The organism is Campylobacter sp. 2352 PW (genome assembly GCF_024723575.1).
In the GTDB taxonomy this organism is placed as follows: domain Bacteria; phylum Campylobacterota; class Campylobacteria; order Campylobacterales; family Campylobacteraceae; genus Campylobacter_D.
On the sequence record NZ_JANQCX010000016.1, the window covers coordinates 1 to 22955 of the forward strand.

A 22955-nucleotide genomic window follows, 5' to 3' on the forward strand; every position below is an offset into this window, starting at 1 on the left:
CAAAAAACGAAATTATGCCAAAAGAATATTCTTTTGTCAAGATATAATATAAAATTTTGAGCATATTTTTTTATATACTCAAAATTTAGGCTAAGTCTAAAGATACTTTTCCGTTTTTGATTTCTGCAACTTTAACTTTAATTTCATGTCCCACTTCTAACTTTTCTTTAATCTTGGAATTATGTAATAAACCATCCACGCCTTCTTTAAGTTCTACAAAAACTCCAAATTCTACAACCTTTTGAACTCGTCCTAGAAATTCTTCACCGATATCAAATTTAGGCATTTCCTTTTTGTCACGCTTTTTGTTAGAACCTTTAGAGTGAAGTAAATTTAATATATACTCTTTACTTTGAGAAATCAAATCATGATCAATTCCTGCTATTTTAACCTCACCTTTATCTCTATCTAAATCAATATTAACTTCAAATTTTTCAATAATTTCTTTAATGGTTTTACCGCCTTGACCTATAATATCAGGAATTTTATTTGGATCTACATTAAAAATTTCAATCTTTGGCAAAATAGCTTCATTAACAACTATGTTTTGATTAGCCTCTTCCATTAATTGCAAAATGTGCTCCCTAGCTTCTTTTGCTTGATATAAAGCCTCTTTTAAAACCTGTTGCTCTATACCACCAAGTTTTATATCCATCTGCAAAGCAGTGATTCCATCATAGCTTCCTGCTACTTTAAAATCCATATCTCCATCATGATCTTCAAGCCCCATGATATCGGTTAAAATAGCATATTTTTCATCTTCAAAAACAAGCCCCATCGCCACACCTGCTACTAGTTTTTCACTTTTTACCCCTGCAGCTCTTAAAGCCAATGCACCACCACAAACAGTAGCCATAGAACTAGAACCATTGCTTTCTAAAATTTCAGAAACCAAACGAATTGTATGAACATAATCTGTATCAACACTAGGATACAAAGCTCTTTTTGCTAAATTTCCATGGCCTAGCTCTCTTCTGCCAGGAGCTTTTATAGGGCTAGCTTCGCCCACCGAAAAACCTGGAAAATTATAATTAACCATAAATTTTTCACAAATTGGGTTTTTTTCTGTAAGCATATCTGACATTTGCGCATCATTATCATTTCCCAAGGTGGCCACAACTAAGGCTTGGGTTTGCCCTCTAGTAAAAAGACAAGATCCATGTGCACTTGGTAAAATATTTGTTTCTATGTCTATTTTTCTAACATCCTTTAAACCTCTACCATCTGCTCTTTTATTTTCATTAATAATTTGGTTTCTAATAAATTCTCTTTTGCATACATGTAAAGCTTTTTCAATATCTTCAAATTTCCATTCGTTTTCAATAGCTATAGATTCGCTTTCAATCTCTTTTGCTATTTGTAAAATTTCACTTGCCCTTTCACTTTTTGCCATTTGATTAATAGCAATTTTAAGTTTTGTTATATAAGTATTTTTTATATAGTCAATAATTTGAATATTATCTGACTCTATTTTAAACTCAAGTTTAGAATTTTTTCTATAAGCAGCAAATGCTTTTTCATATTCATTGGAACCACGCAAGATTGCACTACTTGCAAAATCTAAAGCCTTTAAAGTATCATCTTCGCTAAGTTCACTCATACGGTGTTTATCATCTTGCTTGTTTGCCAAAGCTCTCATTTCTATCATTAAAAGCTCATCTTTAACGCCTGCTACATAAAGATCTAAAGTGCTATTTTTTAACTCGCTATTGCTTGGATTTAAAACAAATTCATTATTTATACGACCTATTCTTACGCCACAAACAGGTGCTTTAATAGGGATATCACTTAAATACAAAGCAACGCTTGCAGCGTTTAAACTCATCACTTGTAAATCTACTTCAGGATCAGCAGAAAGAACCATTACAACAATTTGGGTTGGATATGCATATCCTTTTGGAAAAAGAGGTCTTAAACTTCTATCTATAATCCTAGCACTTAATGTTTCATTGTCGCCTGGCTTAGTTTCTCTTTTTACATAACCTCCTGGAATTTTACCTGCTGCGTAAGCTTTTTCTATATATTGAACTGTAAGAGGCAAAAAATCCTCTTCTACCATTTTTTCTTCTCTTGCCACAGTTGCTAAAACTACTGCATTTTTTTCTTGCATTAAAACTGCACCTGCTGCTTGTTTTGCCACTTTATCGGTATCAAATATTTCAAGATGATTATTGATATTTATTTCATGTCGCATGATTTTCCTTTAAATTTTTATCATAGGCAAAACCAAATAAGCTTTTTAAATTTTAAAAACTAAAACTTAAAAAGCCTGTTTTTATTTTGCCTATAAATTTATATCTAAACAACTTATTGCTCAGATATAAATTTATTTTTTTAAAGGTAAATAATACCTACTTTCTTCTAAAATATCTAAAATTTCGTGAGCTTGCAAAATCGTTTTATTTTTAAAATAAAACTCAATATCTACAAAATGATCAATTTTTTGCACGCAATAAACCTCATCTGCAAAAACACTAATATAATCATATACATCACTTGGCATCAAAGCGGTGGCATAAATAATACTACTAACCTCTTCTTTTAACAAACTTTTTATACATGAAGAAGCAGTAATCCCACTCTCACACCCCTCATGCAACATTAAAATATTTTTTCCTTTTAAATCTTTTAAAAGATTACCTTTTCTATAACGATATACATTCTTTAAAATTTTTTCTTCATAAGTTCTATTTGCCTCACCATAAATATAATCTAAGCTTATATCAAAAGCCTTAACTAAGGCTTCATTGTAAACTAATTCTTTTGTTTCGCTAATCATAGCTATTTGACATTCATCATTATTAGGAGCTTTGATTTGCTCTGTAAATAAAAAATCATAGGGTATTTCTAATTTTTTTGCCAATGCATCAACAAAAACTATAGATTTTAAAGAAGGAGTAATAATGATATAATCTTTTAATTTATTTAATGGAAGTAAATCATATAATCTTTCAAGCGCATCTTTTTCATCTTCAAAAAACATTATATAGACCTTTCATTTTCTTCCAGAGAAAAATCATAAGATACACCACCCAAAGGATAAAAATTAAACATAAAATATACACCACTTTGATCTTTAGCGCTAATCCCACCACTAGTAAGTTTAGGTGAAATATCCTTACGATACATCAAAGAATAATTCCAACACTTTCTTTGATAAGTATAACCTATCTCCCATTTTTCAGGATCTTTATTCAAATCAAACCACAAACCCCCAAATATTTGATAGTTGGCATTTATATCATACTGAGCTTTAGTTCCTAAAAAATTATATTTTTCTTTTTCATATATTCTATAGGCATGATTTAAACTAACTTTCCACTCACCATAATCAAATAAGACCTCACTAAATACTTTATCAAAGCGATTATCTACCCCTGAATATTCTGCCTCATTTCTTAAACTTATATAATCATTATAAAAATATTCCACAACATTATCAAAACCACCAAAACTACCTTCTTTGGTAAAATACTTAGTCTTTAAACTATGATATAGCTTTTTTTTGCCTAAAGCACTATAAAAATACTGATACATCGAAAAATTAAACTGCTCAGGATCATCTTTTAATTCTATAAAATCTTCGGTAATTTTACCTGATTTGGCTCCAGGTATAAAATAATTAGCACCTAAATACAAGGTATGATAAAAATTTTCATAAGGTTTAGAAAGATCTGTATATAAAGAAAAATTATGTGAATTTCTAAACAAATGCTCTTGATTTTTAATATCTGTATTAGAATAATCTACAAAATTTGCATAAACTCTTTCTGTAAAGGCAAAATTTAAAAAATCATCCAAAAAACTTGTATGATAAATTAAAGGTAAATCAAAATCTAAAGTTTTAGCATAAATACCCGTATGTCTATAATATCTATGAAAAGAAGCATCTAAGCTATACTGTATATAGTTATCAAAAAAACCATTTAAATATCTATGATATTGAAAAGAAGGGTATTCTTGCATGGTATCTTTGTTGCTAATTTTAGAAGTGTCTATATAATACTTTGCATAAGCACCATAATAATTATCATCATCAGATAAGAAATAATTTATTTTTGAGGTAACCAAAGAAGCTTCAGTTTTTGCACTAGAGCTTAAGTTCATATAATCTACATCATTTAAATAAGTAGCATCAATCCATAAACCTTCTTGAAATTCATCGCTCAAAAGGCTCTTGAGTAAAGCTTCACTTGAATATTTAATCTCTAAACCATAATGTTCTTTGTTTTTTAAATTTTCTTCTTTTTTATAGCTTGATTTTTCTCCAAAAATACCACCACTAATTTCACCTTGAGAATAAGGACTATCAATAAATCTTAAAGTTGAGTATAATCCATAGCCTCTTTTTGTCCTAATTTGAGGTTCAAATTGAATATCTGCATTATCATCAATAACATAATAGATTGGTTGGTTATAATATAACCCCTCGCTTTGTTTTAAAACCACCTGAGGAATTAACAAACCACTTTTCCTTTTAGTGTCTACACTAAAGCCAAAATACGGCAAATACATCACAGGAGTATTTTTTACATACAATCTTGCATTATAAAGATGTAAAAAATTACTCTCTTTATTTAATTTTCCTTCATCAAAACGAATTTCCCAATCAGGATTTTCAACATTACAACTAGAAACAACCGACTTTTTAGTTACAACAAACTTATCATTTAAATCTGCTTGATGACATTGTAACCAAACCTCTAAATCGTTATTTGAAAAAAATAAATTTTTAAAAGCTGTTGTGTTATCTTTAAGATTAATTTTAGTATAAGTAGAATTGGTTCTTTCTTTTTGTCCTCGTAAGATATTCACATCACCAAACAATTCTAAATCTTTAGTTGTTTCATTAAATTTAGCCTCGCTTGCGGTTATTAAATATAAATCAGAAACTACAACCACATTGTTTTTTGCTTCTATGATATCATTTATTTTTACAACATCTAAAGCATAAATGTCTACCTTAGAAGCATACAAACTCCCTACACAAGCTAAAGAAAGCAATATTTTACGCAAGATCTATCACCACTGTTTTGGCTGCATAATCATGCCAAGTTTTCAAAACAATATTACTCAAAGCCCAAGCAAATCCTAAACCATACAACATATCACTAATTTGTCTTACACCTGCTCTTAGAGCGCTTTGAGTAAAATTTGGTTTATCTAGCAATTCTTGATCAATCACCATGATCTTCAAAAGCATTTTTCCTAAAGTTGCGCCATATAAATAAGTAAATAAACTATGGTATGCAAACTGTAAAATCAAAATCCCACCAGCAAAACGCATTAAAAGATTATGAATTTCTTCATAAGTTTGCATAGAATTAATTTTATCGAGCAAAATAATACTTACGATGCCCAAAATTACAAAACTATCGACAACATAAGCTAAAAATCTTTTTTTAAAACTTGCTATTTTTATTTCTTCTTTTTCTAGCTTATCAAATAATTCTTGATTGGTGCTCATTTAAGAACCTGAAAGGCAATATCTTTTCTGTATTGTTTTCCTTTAAAATGGACATTTTCACAAAGTATATAAGCGTTTTTTTGAGCTTCTTCAATGCTTTTGCCAGTTCCCACACAAACCAATACGCGACCACCGCTGGCATATAATTTATCATCTTCTAAACTCACACCAGCATAAGAAATATGAGAATTTTGTGGAATATCGCCTATCTCAATCAAAGCTTTTGGTGAGTCCTTGTAAGGATAATTTTTACTTGCACAAACCACACCCACAGCAAATTCATTTTTAATTTTTATATGAGTATTGGCAAGATTTTTATTCACACATGCTAAAAATAAATCCAAAGGATTTTCTATTAAAGGCATCAAAACCTCACATTCAGGATCACCAAAACGCACATTATACTCTAAAACATAAGGTTTATTATTTACAACCATCAAGCCTATAAACAACACTCCAACAAATTCAGCACCTTCTTCTTTCATGCCTTTAAGAGTTGGCGCCACTATATCTTTCTTCACTTGCTCTAACAAATTTTCACTTGCTAAAGTACTTGGAGCATAAGCCCCCATGCCACCCGTATTAGGCCCTTTATCATTATCTAATAATCTTTTATGATCTTGCGCTGCAGGCAACAATATAAAATCATTTCCATCGCAAACTGCAAATACGCTTAATTCAAAACCATCAAGATATTCTTCAATCACAACAATTTTTCCAGCTTCCCCAAAGCTTTCTCCACTTAGCATATTTTTAGTAGCTTCTAAAGCTTCTTCATGGCTTTGCGCAATAATCACCCCTTTACCTGCACATAAGCCATCTGCTTTTACAACAATAGGAGGTGTTAAAGACGTGATAAATTTCTTAGCTTTTTCATAATCGGTTGTGTTTAAAAATTTAGCTGTTTTGATTTTATATTTTTTTAAAAAACTCTTCATAAAAGATTTTGAAGCTTCCAACATAGCAGCAGCTTTAGTAGGCCCAAAAATAGCAATATTGTTTTCTTTAAAAAGATCTACTATACCCTCTGCTAAAAAATTCTCACTCCCAACTATGCAAAGATCAATCTCAGATGCTTTTGCATAAGCTGTTATAACTTTAGGATCTTTCATATTAAGATTTGTTCCTATTTTAGCAGTAGCACCATTTCCTGGAGCAAAATAAAATTCTAAATTATCATTTGTTTTTTGAAGAGCCAAAGCGATAGAATACTCCCTAGCACCGCTTCCTAGTATTAAAATTTTCATTATTTTCCTTAAAAATATTACAAAAACCCAAATGGCCGGAGTATAAGTGTCTGACCCTCAAAAAGTCAAAGTATGCCATTAGGTGATTTTTAAAGGCTGCAGCTTCTCGCTTTTTTCAAAACTCAAACGAAGTCACAGAACACGGTAAATCACACATCACAGCTTATAATTAATGTGTTGGATCCTCTTTAATACCATATCGAACCATTTAGGCAGTATAATTATAGCTAACAAAACTTAAAAATAGCGTTTAAAAGGTTTTTATAAAATCTTAAATTTTGTCTTAGAATCTTTCTTTAAAAAATATTTTCCTTCCAAAATAACATCAGCAACAGGCGCCCATATAGTCTTTTCATCGACATAAACTATATCAAATTCAGTATTTTTCATTAACCCTTGGTAATTTACTTTCTTAGGTGCATGCTTAACTACATAATAAGGATTCATTGCAAAAATTTGAATCTTCATATTAACATATAAATCAGGATTAGAAGTTACAACTAGGAAATTCTTTTCACATTCTTTTTTTACTTTCTTTACATATGAAAATAACAATTGATCATTTGGGTTTAAAGCATGTTTGTTTAGTCTGTTTAAATAAAGCTCAGCAAAAGAAAGCGTACAAAAAGAAATTTCACTTGCTGTTTTAAAATAAGAGTTTTTAATGCTTGTTGATTTTAAAGATTTTTTCCAAATTTCTATATCTAGTTTTGTTGCACATATATTTAAACCCTGCTTAATCTTTTCAAAAAGCTTTTCTCTTGCCATATTAAAACTATTACTAAAAATTGTAAAATTTTTTTCATAAAAAGATTTTTTTATCAACTCTAGTCTTTCTACGCTTTTAGTAAAATAATCAGCTTCGTTTTTTAATTCTATTAGTTTTTGTTTTTTACCTTGTATCATTTCTTCTAGTTCATGGTGTTTTTTTCCACCTTCTGCTTCTAATCTTGCTTGTTTTGATTTTATATCTGTTATTAAAGTGCTCATTTGACGATCAAGCGCTAATTTTCTATTTTTTCTGTTATCAATTGAAGCCAAAAGTGCTTGATAATGACACTGATGAGATAAAAAAACCTCTTCATATAAGCGTTCCATATTGATATGCTTTTGCTTGTCTTTCATATCTTTATATGACATTTCAAGGTGCACTATGATATTTTTCATTGCAGAAAAATCAGCTTGATTGATAGTATTATCCGAAAATAATAAAGTATCTAAAGCCTTATATAAAAAACGCTTCATAGCAAAAAAATCAATAATATATGGCACCTCATCTGTGTTAATGTCTTTTACTGCATTAATTGACAAGGTTTCATTATAAAAATATCTTTGAATGGCTTGTGGGATAGTTAAATTTAATGTGATTTTATCAAGATTATCATAATCTGTTTCTCTATAAAGTTCTTGAACATAAGCATCGCGTCTTGTCAGTCTTAAATCTTCTAATTCATCATCACTATCTGTTTTCCAGAAATCTCTTTCTTTGATAAAATCACCATCTGTAAATTCTTGAAATTTAGAAGGACGTAAATCGGTAATATGCTTTCCATCGGATCTAAATTCAACAAACATACCAACCGTTGGCATACTTCTTTTATCATGCCATGCGTGTTTATTAAATTCAAAAAATGTTTTTGCTAGATTAATTACTGTTCCTCTTCCAGTAGCATCCACATAAACCATTATTTTTCCGTGCATATCCAAATCCTTGATTTAAAGAAAAATTCAATTCTTATTTTAACTTTGTTTTCATAAATTTACAATTATATTTTAAAATTTCACAAAATAAACGTCTTTAGGTATTTTATTTATGTTTTTATATCAATATTTTAAAAACCCAAAACAAACAGGTGCGTTTTGCGCAAGCTCTAAAAAATTAAGTAAACTCATAACTTCTCATGTCCAACATGCAAAAAATATCGTTGAAATAGGGCCTGGTACAGGAAGTTTTACAAAGTATATCCTCAAACAAAAAAGCCATAATGCAAGTTTTTTTGCCGTAGAAATCAATCCTCAAATGGCAAAAAAATTAAAGCAAAAGATAAAAAATATAGATATAGAAGTCAACTCAGCAGAATTTTTACCAAATATGTTAGAAAAAAGAGCGATCAATAGTGTAGATTTAATTATCTCAGGAATTCCTTGGGCTTTATTAAATTCCAAAGAACAAGATTTATTGCTAAAATCCATTCATGATGCTTTAGAGGAAAATGGTTGTTTTGCAACATTTGCTTATATACTCCCAACACCAAAAGGGAGAGCTTTTAAGAAAAAACTTTTTACCACTTTTAGCAAGGTAGAAATTTCACCTATCATTTGGCAAAATCTTCCCCCTGCTTTTGTTTATTTTTGTACTAAATGATCATTCCCATTCAATCGTTGCTGGTGGCTTGCTAGAAATATCATACACTACGCGATTGATTCCTTCTACTTCATTAATAATACGACGTGAAATATTTTCTAATAATTCATAAGGTAAATGAGAAAAAGTTGCAGTCATACCATCGCTTGCATTAACAACACGCACGCAAACTGCATTATCATAGGTTCTATTATCACCCATTACACCAACACTTTGCACGTTTAAAAGCACACAAAAAGCTTGCCATGTCTTATCATACCAGCCACTGCTTTTTAATTCTTCAATCAAAATAACATCTGCTTTTCTTAAAAGATCCAAACTAGGCTCATTTACCTCACCCATTATACGTATAGCAAGGCCTGGCCCTGGGAAAGGGTGACGATAAACTACATCTTTACTTAAGCCAAGCTCCATTCCCAAAGCTCTTACCTCATCTTTAAAAATTTCCTTTAATGGCTCGATGAGTTTTAAATTCATCTTTTCAGGTAAACCACCCACATTATGATGAGATTTTATAGTCTTACTAGCTCCTACAACCGAACTTTCAATAATATCAGTATACAAAGTCCCTTGTGCTAGATATTTTACATCTTTATGTTTTTTAGCTTCTTCTTCAAAAACTTCTATGAAAGTATTTCCTATGATTTTTCTCTTTTGTTCAGGATCTCTTACCCCTGCTAAACGACTTAAGAAAATCTCTCTAGCATCAATACTGATTAAATCAATGCCCAAGGTGTGTCTAAACATATACTCAACTTGTTCTTTTTCACCACTTCTTAAAAGACCATTATCAACAAAAACAACTACTACTTGATCTTTTATCGCACTTGCTAACAATGCAGCCACCACGCTACTATCAACTCCGCCACTTACTGCACAAAGTACTTTATCATTTCCTACTTCTTCTTTGATTTTTTGTGCTTGAGTTTTTGCAAAAGATCCCATATTCCATACACTATCACAATTACATGCATACTTAGCAAAATTTTTCAAGATGCTTTTTCCAAATTCACTATGTTGCACTTCAGGGTGAAATTGTAAAGCAAAAAATTTACGCTTCTCATCTCCAAATACACAAAATGGACTATTTTCGCTAGTCGCTAAAACCTCAAAACCTTGTGGCAAATTCTCAACCTTATCAGAATGGCTCATCCATACCGTTTGCTTTTTAGGTAAATTTTTAAACAAATCACTATCATTTTGAATATCTATAGTTGCTTTACCATATTCTTTATGGCCTGCTGGGGCAACATTTGCTCCAAAATGATGTGCCATAAGTTGCATACCATAGCATATTCCTAAAACTGGTATATTTAAATTAAAAACACCCTTATCACAAAAATAAGCATCATTTGCATATACACTAGCTGGTCCACCACTTAAAATAATACCCTTAGGCTCTTTAGCTTTGATCTCATCTAAACTTACGTTAAAAGGTAAAATTTCTGCATACACACCTTGCTCTCTTAATCTTCTAGCAATGAGTTGTGTATATTGTGAACCAAAGTCCAAAACTAAAATATCTGCTTTTTTCATCTAACTCCTTTATAAATTTAACAATTGAAATTGTACATACCAAACTATAATAGATATTATATAACCAACCAAAATCGTCCATGCATATTTTAAATGAGCGTTAAAAGTATAAATTCCCTTCATTTTGCCCATCACTCCTACTCCAGCAGCTGAACCAAAGCTGATCAAAGACCCCCCTATTCCTGCTGTAAGAGTTACTAAAAGCCATTGAGTATCATCCATGCTTGGATTTGCCTTTAATACCGCACTCATAACCGGAACATTATCTACAATAGCAGATAAAAATCCTACTCCTATATTAATACTAGTAGCTCCAAATTTTGCATAAAGATCAGAAGCATAAGCAAGCCAACCAACAAAATGCAAGGCGCCCACAGCAGATAAAATACCAAAGAAAAATAATAAAGTGTCCATCTCAATACGCGTCATATAATGAAAAATATTTAAATCTTTTTTACCTTGTTTTCTGTTGAAAAAATACATATACAAACTAAGCAATGAAAGGCCAAAAATCATACCCCACATTGCAGGTAAATCACAAATACTATGAATAAATACCGCCAAAGCTATAGTTAAAAAACCAAGCACAATAAAAACTTTACCACCTGGTTTAATCTCGACTTTTTCTAAATTATCCTTATGGAAATTTGGCTTAATATTAGGCACATAACGTGACAATAAATAAGCAGTAAGCAACCAGCCAATAAAAGAGGCAGGAAAAAGAGCAAAAAATTCAAAAAACGTGGCTTTTTTTGCTGTCCAAACCATTAAAGTAGTAATATCACCAAAAGGCGACCAAGCTCCACCAGCATTAGCTGCTACTACAATATTTATAGCACCTGGGATTAAAAATTCTTTATTATGTTTATCTATAGTTAAAAGCACAGTGGATAAAATCAAAGCTGTTGTAAGATTGTCCGCAATTGGGGAAATAAAAAAAGCTAAAATACCTGTTAGCCAAAATAACTTTCTATAAGTATAACCCTTGCTTACAAGTTTGTATTTTAAAGTTTCAAAAACCGATCTTTCTATCAAGGCTTCTATAAAAGTCATAGCAGCTATTAAGAAAAACACAATTTGCGCAATTTCTAAAATAAGATGATTTACACTTTCTTCAAGTATTTGTGTGTCTAAATCATTCATTACCATATATATACCAATGATAATAAAAGAAAAAGTTCCTATAAATAAAGCAGGCTTAGTTTTATTGATATGATATTTCTCTTCTGCTGCGATAAAATAATAACCCAATATAAAAATTATTAAAATACCTATACCTAAAGCACTAAAAGCTAAATTTAGCTCATGTGTTTGACTAGCTAACAAAAAACTAACACCAAAACAAAGTAAAAAAAGTATTTTATTCATATTTCACTCTCCAAAGATTGGAATTTTTTTATTTCCTTTACACTGCCATTATTATCTTTTATCTCATAAAATGGAGCATCCTTATAACCACATGCATTTAGAAATATTAATAAAAAAAATGTTAAAATAATTAAATGAAAATTAAAACGAGTCATTACATCATCAACGAGCTTGCTGATTTTAAACATTATAAACCTTTAAAAATATTTTTTCAATATAAAGAGTTTTTAAATTTATTTAATCACAATCACCAACAAATGATTACTAAACTCTTTATAAAAAATAATACTTTGATTATTTTAGTTAAGCACCACATTGCATATATGGAATTAAATCACGATAATACCAAAAAAATGATTAAAAGTCTCATAAAAAACTATACTTTAGCTAGGCCAATGAGTAATTTTGCAAAGGTAGAAAACATAAAAATACTCAGTGATCAAAACTTTATTTCTAAAAACAAAACTTTTAATGAGCATAAAAAAGCTCACTTAGAGCTTTCTAATGGAAATTTTAAAAATCATTTTGAAAATCCTATTTTACATAACAAATTTGAAGAACTGCGAAAGCTTATAAAAAATGCTTGAAAATGAACTCAAAACCTTACCAAATTTACCTGGTGTATATCAATACTTTGATATTCAAGGTAAGCTTTTATATGTAGGTAAAGCCAAGAATTTAAAAAACCGCATTAGAAGTTATTTTAACTTCACTCCAAATCTTTGCCCAAATCCTAACAATAGCTTGAGAATTCAAAAAATGATTAGCCAAACACATCATTTAGAATTTATCACTACAAAAAGTGAGGCTGATGCTTTAATATTGGAAAATTCTTTCATAAAACAACTTCATCCAAAATATAATATATTATTAAGAGATGATAAAACCTACCCTTATATTTATATAGATTTAAATGAAGATTTTCCAAGATTTGAAATTACAAGAAAAATTATCAAAAAAAACAAAATAAAATATTTTGGTCCATTTTTTAAAGGAGCAAAAGAGCTTTTAAATGCTTTGTATTTATCATTTGAACTAAGACAAAAAAAATCTTGTAAGGAGCTTTGCCTTTTTTATCAAATCAAGCGTTGCAAAGGTCCATGTGAGCAAAAAATTTCTAAACAAGAATATGAAAAAATTATCCAAAAGGCAACTCAAGCTCTTTTAAACCCCTTATCTTTGACAAAAAATTTAGAAAATAAAATGTTTGAATATGCAAAAAATGAAAACTATGAAGAAGCAGCTACTATAAGAGATCAAATCAAAACAATAGAAGATTTAAGTGTAAAAATACAAATAGACCTTGCAAAATTAGAAGATTTTGATGTTTTTGCCATACACAATGAAGCAAATATACTCTCTATGGTGCGTTTTGTTATAAATAATGGCAGGATAATCAGCTCAAACCATAAAGTACTAACTCTAAATCATCAAGATGAATTTGACCTAAATGCAATATATAAACAATACATATTAGAAAATTATACCCAAGATAGTCCAGTAAATTCAACCCGAATCTATACGCATGAAGAATTTGAAGACATGAACCTTTTGCAAAATTTACTTAGTGAAAGGTTTTCTAAAAAATTTCATCTTAAAACTCCAAAACTTGGCGAAAAAAAAGCCTTATGTGAACTTGCACTAGAAAATGCAAAAATAAACATACAAAAGCACTTAAAAAGCGATAATTATTTATTTTTAAAAGAATTAAAAGATTTTTTTAACCTACAAAATTATCCTAATTATATAGAAATTTTTGATAATTCTCATATGCAAGGTGAAGCGAATGTCGGTGCTTTGGTGGCTTATAAAGATGGACAATTTGACAAAAGTTCTTATAGACACTACCATTTATCCTATAAAAATGATTATGATCAAATGCTTCAAACTCTTAGCAAAAGAGCTTTGTCATTTGATAAAAATCCCCCACCTGATTTATGGTTAATTGATGGAGGAGATGCTTTATTAAAGCTAGCCAATGATATCATAAAAAGCTCTGGGGCAAATGTAGATATTTTAGCAATTTCCAAAGAGAAAATAGATGCGAAAGCTTACAGGGCAAAAGGAAGTGCAAAAGATAAAATTTATACTCAAGAAGGCAAAATTCAACTTTCTACTGATGATAAAAAATTACAATTTTTGCAAAAATTACGTGATGAGGCACATCGCTTTGCAATTAGTTTTCATCAAAAAACAAAAAGAAAGCAAGATTTGCAAAGTTCTAGATTAATACAACTTGGAATTTCTCAAGGATATATTAAAAAATTTTTAGATTATTATGGTAGTTTTGATGAGATTAGCAAAGCTAGTTTTGATGAATTAAAATCACTTTCCAATGCAAAAATAGCTAAATTAATCAAGGAAAATTTATGATATTATTTATTAGTGTTTTGACTTTAATTTTATGTTTTTTAAATTATTATTTTTTATATCCTATGGATCAAAAATTATTCTTCATTTATACTTTTATAAGCATTTTGATTTTTATTATTGCCTGTATTTATATAATCTCAAAAAATCATAAAATCAAAAAAGACAAGACCTTGATTCAAGAGATAGAAAAATATTTTTCCTTACCAAAATCAAACTCTTTAGAAGAATTAAAAGAAAATTTAAAATTATCGTTTGATTTAATGGGTAAAAAACTGCATGAGCAAAAAAAGGAAAACCTACATCTAGAACAAAATTATCAATATCTTGCCCACGGCTTGAGCTATCTATGTCTAGATAATTCTGCTTATATATTAAAACCTTTTATCAATGATTATAAACCTAACTTAGAACATAGACACTTTAAAAACATACATGCAGGTATTATCAATAATAACAAAAATGAAAATTTTCTATTGCAGTCTATTTTGCTTAAAATGGGTATTAGTAGTGAAATTTTATACAAACATAACCAAAAAGATGATAAAAATTATTCTTTTATCATTTCAAAGGAAAAAATAGATGATGTTTTAAATTTCACTTTTGAAGAAATTCATATTGAGGAGATTGTTGATTTTTTAAATACTCATTTTACACAAGAGTGTTACATTACAAGAGATTGTTATAGTGTTTTAATTTTTAAATCTTCTTACTTTGAAAATGATCTTATTTTAAACATAACTAATCAATTTTGTTCACATAATCAAACTATAGATAATTTAAGTGACTTTAAAAAGGCATTACAATTTAGATTTAAATTAATTTTAGTAGACTATGAGGTTATAAAATTTGATCTAATGCATATTAGTCAAATTTTACAAGAGTACAAGATAAAAAATCCACAAATTGTAATTTTGCTTTTTTCTAAAAACAGAGTTAAAGATTGTAATTTTGCAAATTTAATCTTAAATGATATTAATAAAAGTGAATGGCTAGCATTGTTAAAACAATATATCAATCAAGTTTAGTTCTATGATTTATAGCTTTATGCAAAGATATAAAATCAACATTTTCTAAGCTAACACCACTTGGAATACCTTGAGCTATTTGAGAAAAACTCAAATTTAAATCTTTTAATTTTTCTTCTATGAAAAAAACAATGGCATCAGAATTTAAGCCTTGTGTGAAAGCAAAAAATATTTCTGTGGTTTTATTATACTCAATCATGCTTCTTAATTTTATAATATTTTCTTCACTTGTATCATCAAGTACAAAATAAAGCCCATCATAACTTCCACTATCTTCTAAAACCAAGACATCTTTAGAATCTTGAACTATACAAATAATACTATGATTTCTTTCTATATTAGAACAAACTTCGCATAATTCATTTTCACTTAAAGCACCACATTGTGTGCATTTTTTTATCATTCTAATTGATTCTTCAATATGATAAGCAAGCTTAGAGCCTAATAAAGGATCTTTTATGCAAACATGATATGCAAGCCTTAAAGCAGACTTTTTCCCTATAGTAGGCAAAGCGGAAAAGGCAGATACTAGCTCGTTAAATTTTTCCAAACCTTTCAAATTATTTTAACCTTGAAAAAACAATTTTAAAAGTATGATAGCCATCTTCATAGCTGTAGGTTAAATTATAACCGTGAAGATTGCAAATATTATTAATAATATAAAGTCCTAGCCCCATTCCCTCTACTTGGGTATTTTGTTCTCTCACAAAAGGTTTTAAATAATAATCAAAAGTTTTTTTAAGCTGCATCCCTTTATTTCTAACAATTATATAATCCCCAGAGCATATAATCTCACACGCTTTATCATCTGAATACTTAATAGCGTTATCAATTAAATTTTTAAGCATCAAAGAAAAGAGCTCTAGATCAGCAATTATCATAGTATCTTCTTTATAGGATATTTTTACTTTTTGATAAAAATCATCCCTCATTAAATAATCTTCAGCTTGCTCTAAAATCAAACTCAAATGATAGGTTTGCAAATTAAGTTGACAATTTCTTGATAAGACTTTTTCGATTTTCCCAAATTCATCAATCAACAATTCCAGTCTTTCAAAAATCGCTACTAAGCGATCTTTTTGCTTTTGATTATCTAACATTTCACAAACTATTCTACCTTTGCCAATAGGTGTCTTAAGTTCATGCATAATCATTCTTAAAAAAAACTGTCTTGATTTTACAAGCTCTTGAATTTTATTGATAGCATGATCAAATTCAAAAGATATTTCTGAAATTTCATCATTAATCTGAGAGTATTCAGATAAAGGTTCAATTTTACCTGCACTAATATTTTTAATTTTCTTTTTTAGAATTTTTAAAGGCATTAAAGATCTTAATACTGAAAAATATAAAAATATAATCAAAATCAAACTAAAAAAGAAACTTAATAAAAATAAATATTCTAAACGCGTGGAAGCATTTAATTCATAAAGATGTTTTGTATTTAACCTTTCTACATAGAAAAAAATTTGATTATGATAAATAATAGAAGAAAAACTTCCATATAAAGAATTAATCCTAAATACCTTTTCACCTTTTGCAATGATATGTTTTGCGCTGCGATCATTTTCAACTAATTTAAAAGATTTAGAAAGAAGATACTCATGTATTGAAAAATCTTCTTTTCTTTCTAGGTTGTATATTATTTTTTCTACAATTTCTTTTTGCCTTCCTTGTTCGTTAGTTAAATAAGAATCAATCTGAACCTTTCCTAAAAGCACAAACAAGGCGCAAACAAATAAAAAAGCTGTTGCAAAAAGAACGGTGATTTTAAGATTAATAGTTACTTTCATCCTATTAATTTATATCCTATTCCTCTAACTGAAAAAATATGTTTTGGCGCTTTTGAGCTATCACCAATTTTAGTTCTAAGTCTACCAATAATAACATCTAAGCTTTTAGAATCTTTATCTTTTAAGCTTTTGCAATGATACACAAGTTGTTCTCTACTAACCGAAAAACCATGTTGTCTTATCATATAGCTTAAAATTTCATACTCAGCAGGAGTTAAAACCAAAACCTCATCATTATAACTTATCTCATGTCTTTTTTCATCAATTTTAAATGCCGAATTGATTATTTTCTCGGGAGTTTCATTGGTTCGTTTAGAACGACGAATCAAACTCATAATTCTTGCGTGCATTTCTTTTGGATCATATGGTTTTGGCAAGTAATCATCTGCACCTATTTGAAGTCCTACAATTTTATCACTCAAATCACTTCTAGCTGAAGAAATAATAATAGGAATACTATATTTTTCTCTTATTTCACGACAAACTTCAAGACCATCAAGTCCAGGTAAAGTTAAATCAAGAATTAAACAATCATAGTTTTTTATACCAGCACTCATTCCCAAATATGGATCTTCATAATTAGTAACTTTTATATTAAACTGGGCCAAATATTCTGCCAAAAACTCTGCAAAATCTGGATCATCTTCGATCATTAAAACATTAATCATCTCTACCCCTTTAGTGAAAATATGTTACGAACTTAACATTATAACACATAATTTAACTATTCATTTATTTTTTTGCTAAAATTACAATATTAATTTTTCAAGAGAGGAAAAAAGTGGAACTTAATTATTATGAAATACTAGAAATTTCCCAAACTTCAGATAAAGAAACCATAAAAAAAGCATACAGAAAGATGGCTTTAAAATATCATCCTGATAGAAATCAAGGAGACAAAGAAGCAGAAGAGAAATTTAAGCTTGTAAATGAAGCTTATGAGGTGCTTAGCAATGATGAAAAAAGAAGTATATATGATAGATACGGAAAAGAAGGGCTTAAAGGTCAAGCCAGTGGTTTTGGTGGTTTTGGAGATGTTGATTTAGGGGATATATTCTCGAGCTTTTTTGGAGATGGATTTGGTTTTGGCAGCTCAACACGTAAAAAAGAAAAAGGAAATAAATATCCTCAAGATTTAAAAATAACGACAAAAATTAGCTTTAAAGAAGCTGTTTTTGGCTGTAAAAAAAAGATCGATTTTACCTATAAAAGTTTTTGTAAATCATGTAAAGGAAGTGGTTCAGAAAATGGAAAATTAGATACTTGTCCTCATTGCGGAGGAAAAGGGCAAGTTGGTGTTAGACAAGGCTTTATGACCTTTGTGCAAAGCTGTGATCATTGTAAAGGTAGTGGTCAGATTATAAAAGATAAATGCAAAACATGTCATGGTAATGGCTATGAAGAAATAAAAGATCATATAGAACTTGATATACCAGAAGGTATAGACAGCGGTATGAGTCTTAGAGTACAAAATAAAGCAAATAAGCTTCCAAATTCTTCTCAAAGAGGTGATTTATATATCAAAATAATCGTAGAAGATGATGATAAATTTATCAGACATGATGATGATATCTATACCATAGTACCTGTATTTTTTACCCAAGCTGCTCTTGGAAAAACTATTAAAGTATCCACTATAAGAGGAGAGGCTGATCTTAAACTTCCAGTCGGTGCAAAAGATAAACAAAAATTCGAATTAGCCAACGAAGGTGTTAAAAATATTCACAATGGAAAATTAGGCTCACATATTGTACAAATTGAAATAAAATTTCCAAAAACGCTTACCGATGAACAAAAAAATCTACTATTGCAGCTTGAGAAAAGTTTTGGCTTAGCAGATGAAGAAGGCTTTATAGAACAAGAAAGTTTGTTTGATAAAATCAAATCTTGGTTTAGCCACTAAGGAAGTTTTAAAGCCATTTTCATGGCTTTAAAAATTTCTTCTGTTTTTTGACATTCTAAAAATAACTCAAGAGCAAAAACACCTTGCCATAAAAGCATTTGTGTACCATCTTTTATTTTTAAGCCATTTTCTCTTGCTAATTTTAAAAAAGGTGTATTTTTACCGTATATCACATCAAAAGCATATTTGGCATGTTGAAAAATACTTTTTAAAATCTCTTCTTGGCAAGGTAATTTCTCATCATTTAAACCTGCACTAGTTGTATTGATAATCAAATCAAATTTTTTACTTAAATCAAGTTGATTATATAAAAAACATGGATAGCTAGCTAAATTTTCAAATCTAGCACTAGAACGATTTGCTACTGTAACTTCAATATATATAGATTTTAAAGCGTATGCTAAAGCTTTAGCCGTACCCCCAGCACCCAAAATCAAAGCATTTTTGATAAGAGAAAAATCTTCAATCGCTTTTAAAAATCCTAGATAATCTGTATTACAAGCATAAATTTTGTTATTTTTATTTAACAAGGTATTAGCAGAGCCTATATGTATAACACTTTCATCTTTAAAATCAGCTATTTTACAAGCTGCTTCTTTAAAAGGTATGGTGATATTAGCACCATCTAACTTTTGAATAATCTCTTTTAGTTTTGCTTTATCTTTTAGATGATATCTTGTATAAACTGCGTCTTCTTTGAGTGTTTGCAAGGCATTATTATGCATTCTTGGAGATTTAGAATGCATAATAGGGTCACCTATAACTGCAAAAGTTTTCATTTTACTCTAAATGTAAAAGCACCTTTTGCAATTTTAGAACGTACTTTTTCTAATTCGGTCTTTAATTCACTCTCTTTATAAGGTCCAACTAAAACTTTCGTTAGCTCTTTGCCATTTACTGTTGTTTTATAAATTTTATAATCATATCCATTTTCTTTAAGTATATTTAATTCTTTTGATTTAGGATCTAAACTATTTAAAGAAAAAACTTGAATATAAGCACCTGAAGGAAGTTGTGTTTGAACATTTGGTGTTTTGATACTTTCAAATAATTCATTTGTATTACTTTGCTCTGGAGCTTTTGGTTTTTCAACTATATTATTTTTTGGTTTTTCAGAAGGTTTTTGAGTTGGTTTTTCTATAGATTTTTCCATAGGTTTAATCTCTTCTTGTTTTTCTTCCACCTTAGCTGGCTCTTCTTTTGGCTCTATTGTAGTAATTTGATCTAAAACACTATTACTTGGAAATTCTTGCTTTTCTTCTATGGTAGTATTTGTATCATTCAAAGAACTCTCTTCTTTTAATTTTCTAGCTAAAGCTTCAAATTCATCCTCTTCTTTAGCACTATCTGTAATAGGCAAAGAATTAAAATTATTTTCATAAGCAGCTTGCTCTTGTGGTTCTGATGGCATTTGTAATGTTTTTTCTTCACCTGGGTCATTAATTAGCTTCATTGCTATCATAACAACTAAAAATACAATGATTAAAATAATCGATCTAAGTAAAATTTTTTTAAGTTTTTCGCTTTTATTGCTTTTTTGCAAAATTATATCATCAAATTCGTTTTTATTGTTTTCTTCCATTTTTCATCCTTTCAAAATTACATATGTTTAGACCAAGAAGCACCACGTTCTTTTTGATAAACTTCATAAGGCAAGGTTAATATATTAAATTCTCTAGGTATATCCATACTAGGAAAAACCTTCCACTCTACTGGCATCTTTTGAGAAAAAAGTAAAGATAGTTTTGAGCCCAAAGAACAAGCCTCGTTAAAAGTTGTATGTCCTTTATGAATATACAAATGTAAATGATTATTAGTTCTTGTTCTATAAGCAGTAAAATTAATAAAACCTTCTTCTCTTAAAACAAGCTGTGCTCTATGCCAAAAACGCTCCGCGTTAAAACCGTTATAATCAAATACAATATTTTCAACCTTATCAAAACTATTGATCAAAGAATGCGCCACAATTATCTTTTTTTCCATATGCTCTTGTATAACACTAGCGGTTAATGGGGCATTAACTTTTTCAAATTTATCAAAGAAAATTCTACCCTTGTATTCGTATTTATTTACTATAGTATCACGCTTTATATAATAATGGCTTGTAACCATTTTAATTAAAGCTAAATCCATTGTTGTAATCAAAATAAAGCCCTTTCATAAATAATAAAATTACTTGCTAAATCCTTCAGTTTAACCTTAATTTCCTCTTGTAATTTTGTATTTTGTATATCATCTAAAATATCAGCTATATAATTTGCAACAATAGAAATTTGCTCTTCTTTAAAACCTCTTGCTGTTAAAGCTGCTGTTCCAAGTCTTAAACCACTCGTTACAAAAGGACTTCTAGTTTCACCTGGAATAGTATTTTTATTAGCTGTAATACCTGCTCTTTCTAGCGCTAAATCTGCATCTTTACCACTAAATTCTTTATTTAAAAAGCTTAATAAAATCAAATGATTATCAGTACCACCGCTGACTAAATCATATTTTCTATCTATTAAAACTTGTGCCAAAGTAGCAGTATTTTTGATGATTTGCTTAGCATAAATTTTCCACTCATCACTTAAATTATATTTAAATCCAACAGCCTTAGCAGCAATTACATGCATTAATGGACCACCTTGAATGCCTGGAAAAATTGCAGAATTTATTTTTTTAGCAATTTCTTCATCATTACACATGATAATCCCGCCCCTTGGACCTCTTAAAGTTTTATGTGTAGTAGAACTTACAACATGAGCATAAGGAAATGGACTAGGATGCTCACCCGCTACAACCAAACCTGCAATATGTGCAATATCAGCAAACAAGTACGCGCCAACCTCATCTGCTATTTCTCTAAATTTGGCAAAATCAATCACTCTAGGATAAGCACTAGCACCACAAACAATAAGTTTTGGTTTAATCTCTTTTGCTATCTCTCTAACTTTATCATAATTAATTCTTCCATCAAGCTCAACTCCATAAAAAAAGCTTTCATAAACCTTTCCAGAAGAACTTACTTTAGAACCATGAGTTAGGTGTCCTCCATGGCTTAAATCCATACCCAAAATTCTATCACCTGGATTTAACAATGCCATATATACACCTTGATTTGCTTGTGAGCCTGAATTAGGTTGCACATTGGCAAAATTACAATTAAAAAGTTTTTTACATCTTTCTATAGCAATCGTTTCAATCTCATCAACAAATTCACATCCACCATAATATCTTTTACCAGGATAGCCTTCTGCATATTTATTTGTTAAAATACTTCCCATTACCTCCATAACTTCTGGTATGGTAAAATTTTCACTTGCTATCATTTCAAGACCATCGCATTGTCTTGCTAACTCTTTTTGGGTTAAATCAAAAATTTCTTTATCAAATTTTTCCAACATTTACTCTCCTTTTATCTCATTTTTAAGTGGTCTCATGGCTGGGAAAAGCACTACATCACGAATTGATTTTTTATTAATTAAAAGCATAACCAATCTATCTATTCCTATACCTTGTCCTGCAGTTGGTGCCATAGCATAACCTAATGCATTAACAAAATCCTCATCCATTTCGCATGCTTCTTCATCACCTGCATTTTTTGCTTCAATTTGCTTTAAAAATCTCTCATATTGATCTAGAGGATCATTAAGCTCATTAAATCCATTAGCAATTTCTCTACCTGCGATAAACAACTCAAATCTTTCAGCAATATCTGCATCTTTATCACTTCTTCTAGATAAAGGACTTATAGAAATAGGAAAATCTATCACAAAAGTAGGATCAATCAATTTATCTTCAACATAATTATCAAAAAGTTCAGCTTGTAAATGACCTAATTCCAATTTTTCATTGGCTTCAAATCCATCTTTTTTTAGCTTTTCCAAAATTAATTCTTT

21 protein-coding genes are annotated in these 22955 nt (G+C 29.5%); 5 read left to right on the forward strand and 16 right to left on the reverse strand.

Going from position 1 to position 22955, the window contains the following annotated elements:
• Positions 1-85 precede the first annotated feature (85 nt).
• The 6 genes from CAMP5121_RS07210 to CAMP5121_RS07235 all read right to left on the reverse strand — a co-directional run bounded on the left by CAMP5121_RS07210 (position 86) and on the right by CAMP5121_RS07235 (position 8415).
• Complete coding sequence (locus tag CAMP5121_RS07210) at positions 86-2194, reverse strand: polyribonucleotide nucleotidyltransferase (RefSeq protein ID WP_337215212.1); 2109 nt, start codon at positions 2192-2194, stop codon at positions 86-88.
• Positions 2195-2326: 132 nt separating this feature from the next.
• Positions 2327-2983, reverse strand: coding sequence for a phosphoribosyltransferase (locus CAMP5121_RS07215; protein ID WP_263664187.1), 657 nt, complete (start codon positions 2981-2983; stop codon positions 2327-2329).
• A complete protein-coding gene (locus CAMP5121_RS07220; RefSeq protein WP_337215220.1) occupies positions 2983-5019 on the reverse strand; it encodes an LPS-assembly protein LptD in 2037 nt (678 codons plus the stop codon). Before CAMP5121_RS07220 ends, CAMP5121_RS07215 begins: the two co-directional genes overlap by 1 nt.
• Positions 5009-5467 carry an RDD family protein gene (locus CAMP5121_RS07225; RefSeq protein WP_012661236.1) on the reverse strand — a complete coding sequence of 153 codons (459 nt, stop codon included), beginning with the start codon at positions 5465-5467 and terminating at the stop codon, positions 5009-5011. Before CAMP5121_RS07225 ends, CAMP5121_RS07220 begins: the two co-directional genes overlap by 11 nt.
• Complete coding sequence (gene purD / locus CAMP5121_RS07230) at positions 5464-6714, reverse strand: phosphoribosylamine--glycine ligase (RefSeq protein WP_263664186.1); 1251 nt, start codon at positions 6712-6714, stop codon at positions 5464-5466. Before purD ends, CAMP5121_RS07225 begins: the two co-directional genes overlap by 4 nt.
• 261 nt (positions 6715-6975) lie before the next feature.
• Entirely contained in the window at positions 6976-8415 is a 1440-nt protein-coding gene (locus tag CAMP5121_RS07235) for a hypothetical protein (RefSeq protein ID WP_263664185.1), read from the reverse strand.
• Between the two features lie 112 nt (positions 8416-8527).
• On the opposite strand from CAMP5121_RS07235, the gene CAMP5121_RS07240 reads away from it, so the two are divergent.
• Positions 8528-9079, forward strand: coding sequence for a class I SAM-dependent methyltransferase (locus CAMP5121_RS07240; RefSeq protein ID WP_337215213.1), 552 nt, complete (start codon positions 8528-8530; stop codon positions 9077-9079).
• Here CAMP5121_RS07240 and guaA read toward each other — a convergent pair whose 3' ends face one another.
• The gene (gene guaA / locus CAMP5121_RS07245; RefSeq protein WP_337215214.1) at positions 9080-10615 is read right to left on the reverse strand and encodes a glutamine-hydrolyzing GMP synthase; all 1536 of its coding nucleotides are present in this window, start codon (positions 10613-10615) and stop codon (positions 9080-9082) included. It abuts the gene before it with no gap.
• 9 nt (positions 10616-10624) lie between these two features.
• Positions 10625-11983, reverse strand: coding sequence for a sodium:proton antiporter NhaD (nhaD, locus tag CAMP5121_RS07250; RefSeq protein WP_263725326.1), 1359 nt, complete (start codon positions 11981-11983; stop codon positions 10625-10627).
• Between the two features lie 134 nt (positions 11984-12117).
• Here nhaD and CAMP5121_RS07255 point away from each other — a divergent pair, with 134 nt between their 5' ends.
• The 3 genes from CAMP5121_RS07255 to CAMP5121_RS07265 are packed head-to-tail and all read left to right on the forward strand — an operon-like array spanning position 12118 to position 15381.
• Positions 12118-12570, forward strand: coding sequence for a hypothetical protein (locus CAMP5121_RS07255; RefSeq protein WP_263664181.1), 453 nt, complete (start codon positions 12118-12120; stop codon positions 12568-12570).
• Positions 12563-14356, forward strand: coding sequence for an excinuclease ABC subunit UvrC (gene uvrC / locus CAMP5121_RS07260; protein WP_337215215.1), 1794 nt, complete (start codon positions 12563-12565; stop codon positions 14354-14356). The genes CAMP5121_RS07255 and uvrC overlap by 8 nt, the downstream gene beginning before the upstream one ends.
• Complete coding sequence (locus CAMP5121_RS07265; protein ID WP_337215216.1) at positions 14353-15381, forward strand: hypothetical protein; 1029 nt, start codon at positions 14353-14355, stop codon at positions 15379-15381. The genes uvrC and CAMP5121_RS07265 overlap by 4 nt, the downstream gene beginning before the upstream one ends.
• Here the strand turns inward: CAMP5121_RS07265 and recR are convergent.
• The 3 genes from recR to CAMP5121_RS07280 are packed head-to-tail and all read right to left on the reverse strand — an operon-like array spanning position 15368 to position 17842.
• Positions 15368-15940: a recombination mediator RecR gene (gene recR, locus CAMP5121_RS07270; RefSeq protein WP_263728160.1), complete on the reverse strand. Its 573-nt coding sequence runs from the start codon at positions 15938-15940 to the stop codon at positions 15368-15370. The two genes, CAMP5121_RS07265 and recR, sit on opposite strands and share 14 nt — an antisense overlap.
• Position 15941: 1 nt before the next feature.
• Positions 15942-17174, reverse strand: a complete 1233-nt coding sequence (locus tag CAMP5121_RS07275) for an ArsS family sensor histidine kinase (protein ID WP_263707213.1) — start codon at positions 17172-17174, stop codon at positions 15942-15944.
• Positions 17171-17842 carry a response regulator transcription factor gene (locus CAMP5121_RS07280; RefSeq protein WP_012661225.1) on the reverse strand — a complete coding sequence of 224 codons (672 nt, stop codon included), beginning with the start codon at positions 17840-17842 and terminating at the stop codon, positions 17171-17173. Before CAMP5121_RS07280 ends, CAMP5121_RS07275 begins: the two co-directional genes overlap by 4 nt.
• Positions 17843-17955: 113 nt before the next feature.
• Between CAMP5121_RS07280 and dnaJ the strand changes: the two genes are divergently transcribed.
• Positions 17956-19077, forward strand: coding sequence for a molecular chaperone DnaJ (gene dnaJ / locus CAMP5121_RS07285; RefSeq protein ID WP_337215217.1), 1122 nt, complete (start codon positions 17956-17958; stop codon positions 19075-19077).
• On the opposite strand, the gene CAMP5121_RS07290 is transcribed toward dnaJ, so the two are convergent.
• The 5 genes from CAMP5121_RS07290 to CAMP5121_RS07310 form a co-directional block, all read right to left on the reverse strand.
• Complete coding sequence (locus tag CAMP5121_RS07290) at positions 19074-19856, reverse strand: shikimate dehydrogenase (RefSeq protein ID WP_263664175.1); 783 nt, start codon at positions 19854-19856, stop codon at positions 19074-19076. The two genes, dnaJ and CAMP5121_RS07290, sit on opposite strands and share 4 nt — an antisense overlap.
• The gene (locus tag CAMP5121_RS07295) at positions 19853-20659 is read right to left on the reverse strand and encodes an SPOR domain-containing protein (protein ID WP_337215218.1); all 807 of its coding nucleotides are present in this window, start codon (positions 20657-20659) and stop codon (positions 19853-19855) included. Before CAMP5121_RS07295 ends, CAMP5121_RS07290 begins: the two co-directional genes overlap by 4 nt.
• Positions 20660-20676: 17 nt before the next feature.
• Positions 20677-21222, reverse strand: coding sequence for a DUF1882 domain-containing protein (locus CAMP5121_RS07300; protein WP_012661221.1), 546 nt, complete (start codon positions 21220-21222; stop codon positions 20677-20679).
• Positions 21219-22460, reverse strand: coding sequence for a serine hydroxymethyltransferase (locus CAMP5121_RS07305; RefSeq protein WP_337206263.1), 1242 nt, complete (start codon positions 22458-22460; stop codon positions 21219-21221). The genes CAMP5121_RS07300 and CAMP5121_RS07305 overlap by 4 nt, the downstream gene beginning before the upstream one ends.
• The coding region (locus CAMP5121_RS07310) for an amino acid--tRNA ligase-related protein (protein WP_337215219.1) at positions 22461-22955 on the reverse strand (495 nt) is incomplete at its 5' end. It lies immediately after the preceding gene.

Bases quoted from the DNA above. Each gene is read 5' to 3' on its own strand.
- nhaD (WP_263725326.1), bottom strand. From the start codon at position 11,983: ATGAATAAAATACTTTTTTTACTTTGTTTTGGTGTTAGTTTTTTGTTA.
- CAMP5121_RS07280 (WP_012661225.1), bottom strand. From the start codon at position 17,842: ATGATTAATGTTTTAATGATCGAAGATGATCCAGATTTTGCAGAGTTT.
- CAMP5121_RS07215 (WP_263664187.1), bottom strand. From the start codon at position 2,983: ATGTTTTTTGAAGATGAAAAAGATGCGCTTGAAAGATTATATGATTTA.
- uvrC (WP_337215215.1), top strand. From the start codon at position 12,563: ATGCTTGAAAATGAACTCAAAACCTTACCAAATTTACCTGGTGTATAT.
- CAMP5121_RS07225 (WP_012661236.1), bottom strand. From the start codon at position 5,467: ATGAGCACCAATCAAGAATTATTTGATAAGCTAGAAAAAGAAGAAATA.
- CAMP5121_RS07290 (WP_263664175.1), bottom strand. From the start codon at position 19,856: ATGAAAACTTTTGCAGTTATAGGTGACCCTATTATGCATTCTAAATCT.
- CAMP5121_RS07265 (WP_337215216.1), top strand. From the start codon at position 14,353: ATGATATTATTTATTAGTGTTTTGACTTTAATTTTATGTTTTTTAAAT.
- CAMP5121_RS07255 (WP_263664181.1), top strand. From the start codon at position 12,118: ATGAAAATTAAAACGAGTCATTACATCATCAACGAGCTTGCTGATTTT.
- guaA (WP_337215214.1), bottom strand. From the start codon at position 10,615: ATGAAAAAAGCAGATATTTTAGTTTTGGACTTTGGTTCACAATATACA.
- CAMP5121_RS07240 (WP_337215213.1), top strand. From the start codon at position 8,528: ATGTTTTTATATCAATATTTTAAAAACCCAAAACAAACAGGTGCGTTT.
- CAMP5121_RS07210 (WP_337215212.1), bottom strand. From the start codon at position 2,194: ATGCGACATGAAATAAATATCAATAATCATCTTGAAATATTTGATACC.
- purD (WP_263664186.1), bottom strand. From the start codon at position 6,714: ATGAAAATTTTAATACTAGGAAGCGGTGCTAGGGAGTATTCTATCGCT.
- CAMP5121_RS07295 (WP_337215218.1), bottom strand. From the start codon at position 20,659: ATGGAAGAAAACAATAAAAACGAATTTGATGATATAATTTTGCAAAAA.
- CAMP5121_RS07235 (WP_263664185.1), bottom strand. From the start codon at position 8,415: ATGCACGGAAAAATAATGGTTTATGTGGATGCTACTGGAAGAGGAACA.
- CAMP5121_RS07305 (WP_337206263.1), bottom strand. From the start codon at position 22,460: ATGTTGGAAAAATTTGATAAAGAAATTTTTGATTTAACCCAAAAAGAG.
- CAMP5121_RS07275 (WP_263707213.1), bottom strand. From the start codon at position 17,174: ATGAAAGTAACTATTAATCTTAAAATCACCGTTCTTTTTGCAACAGCT.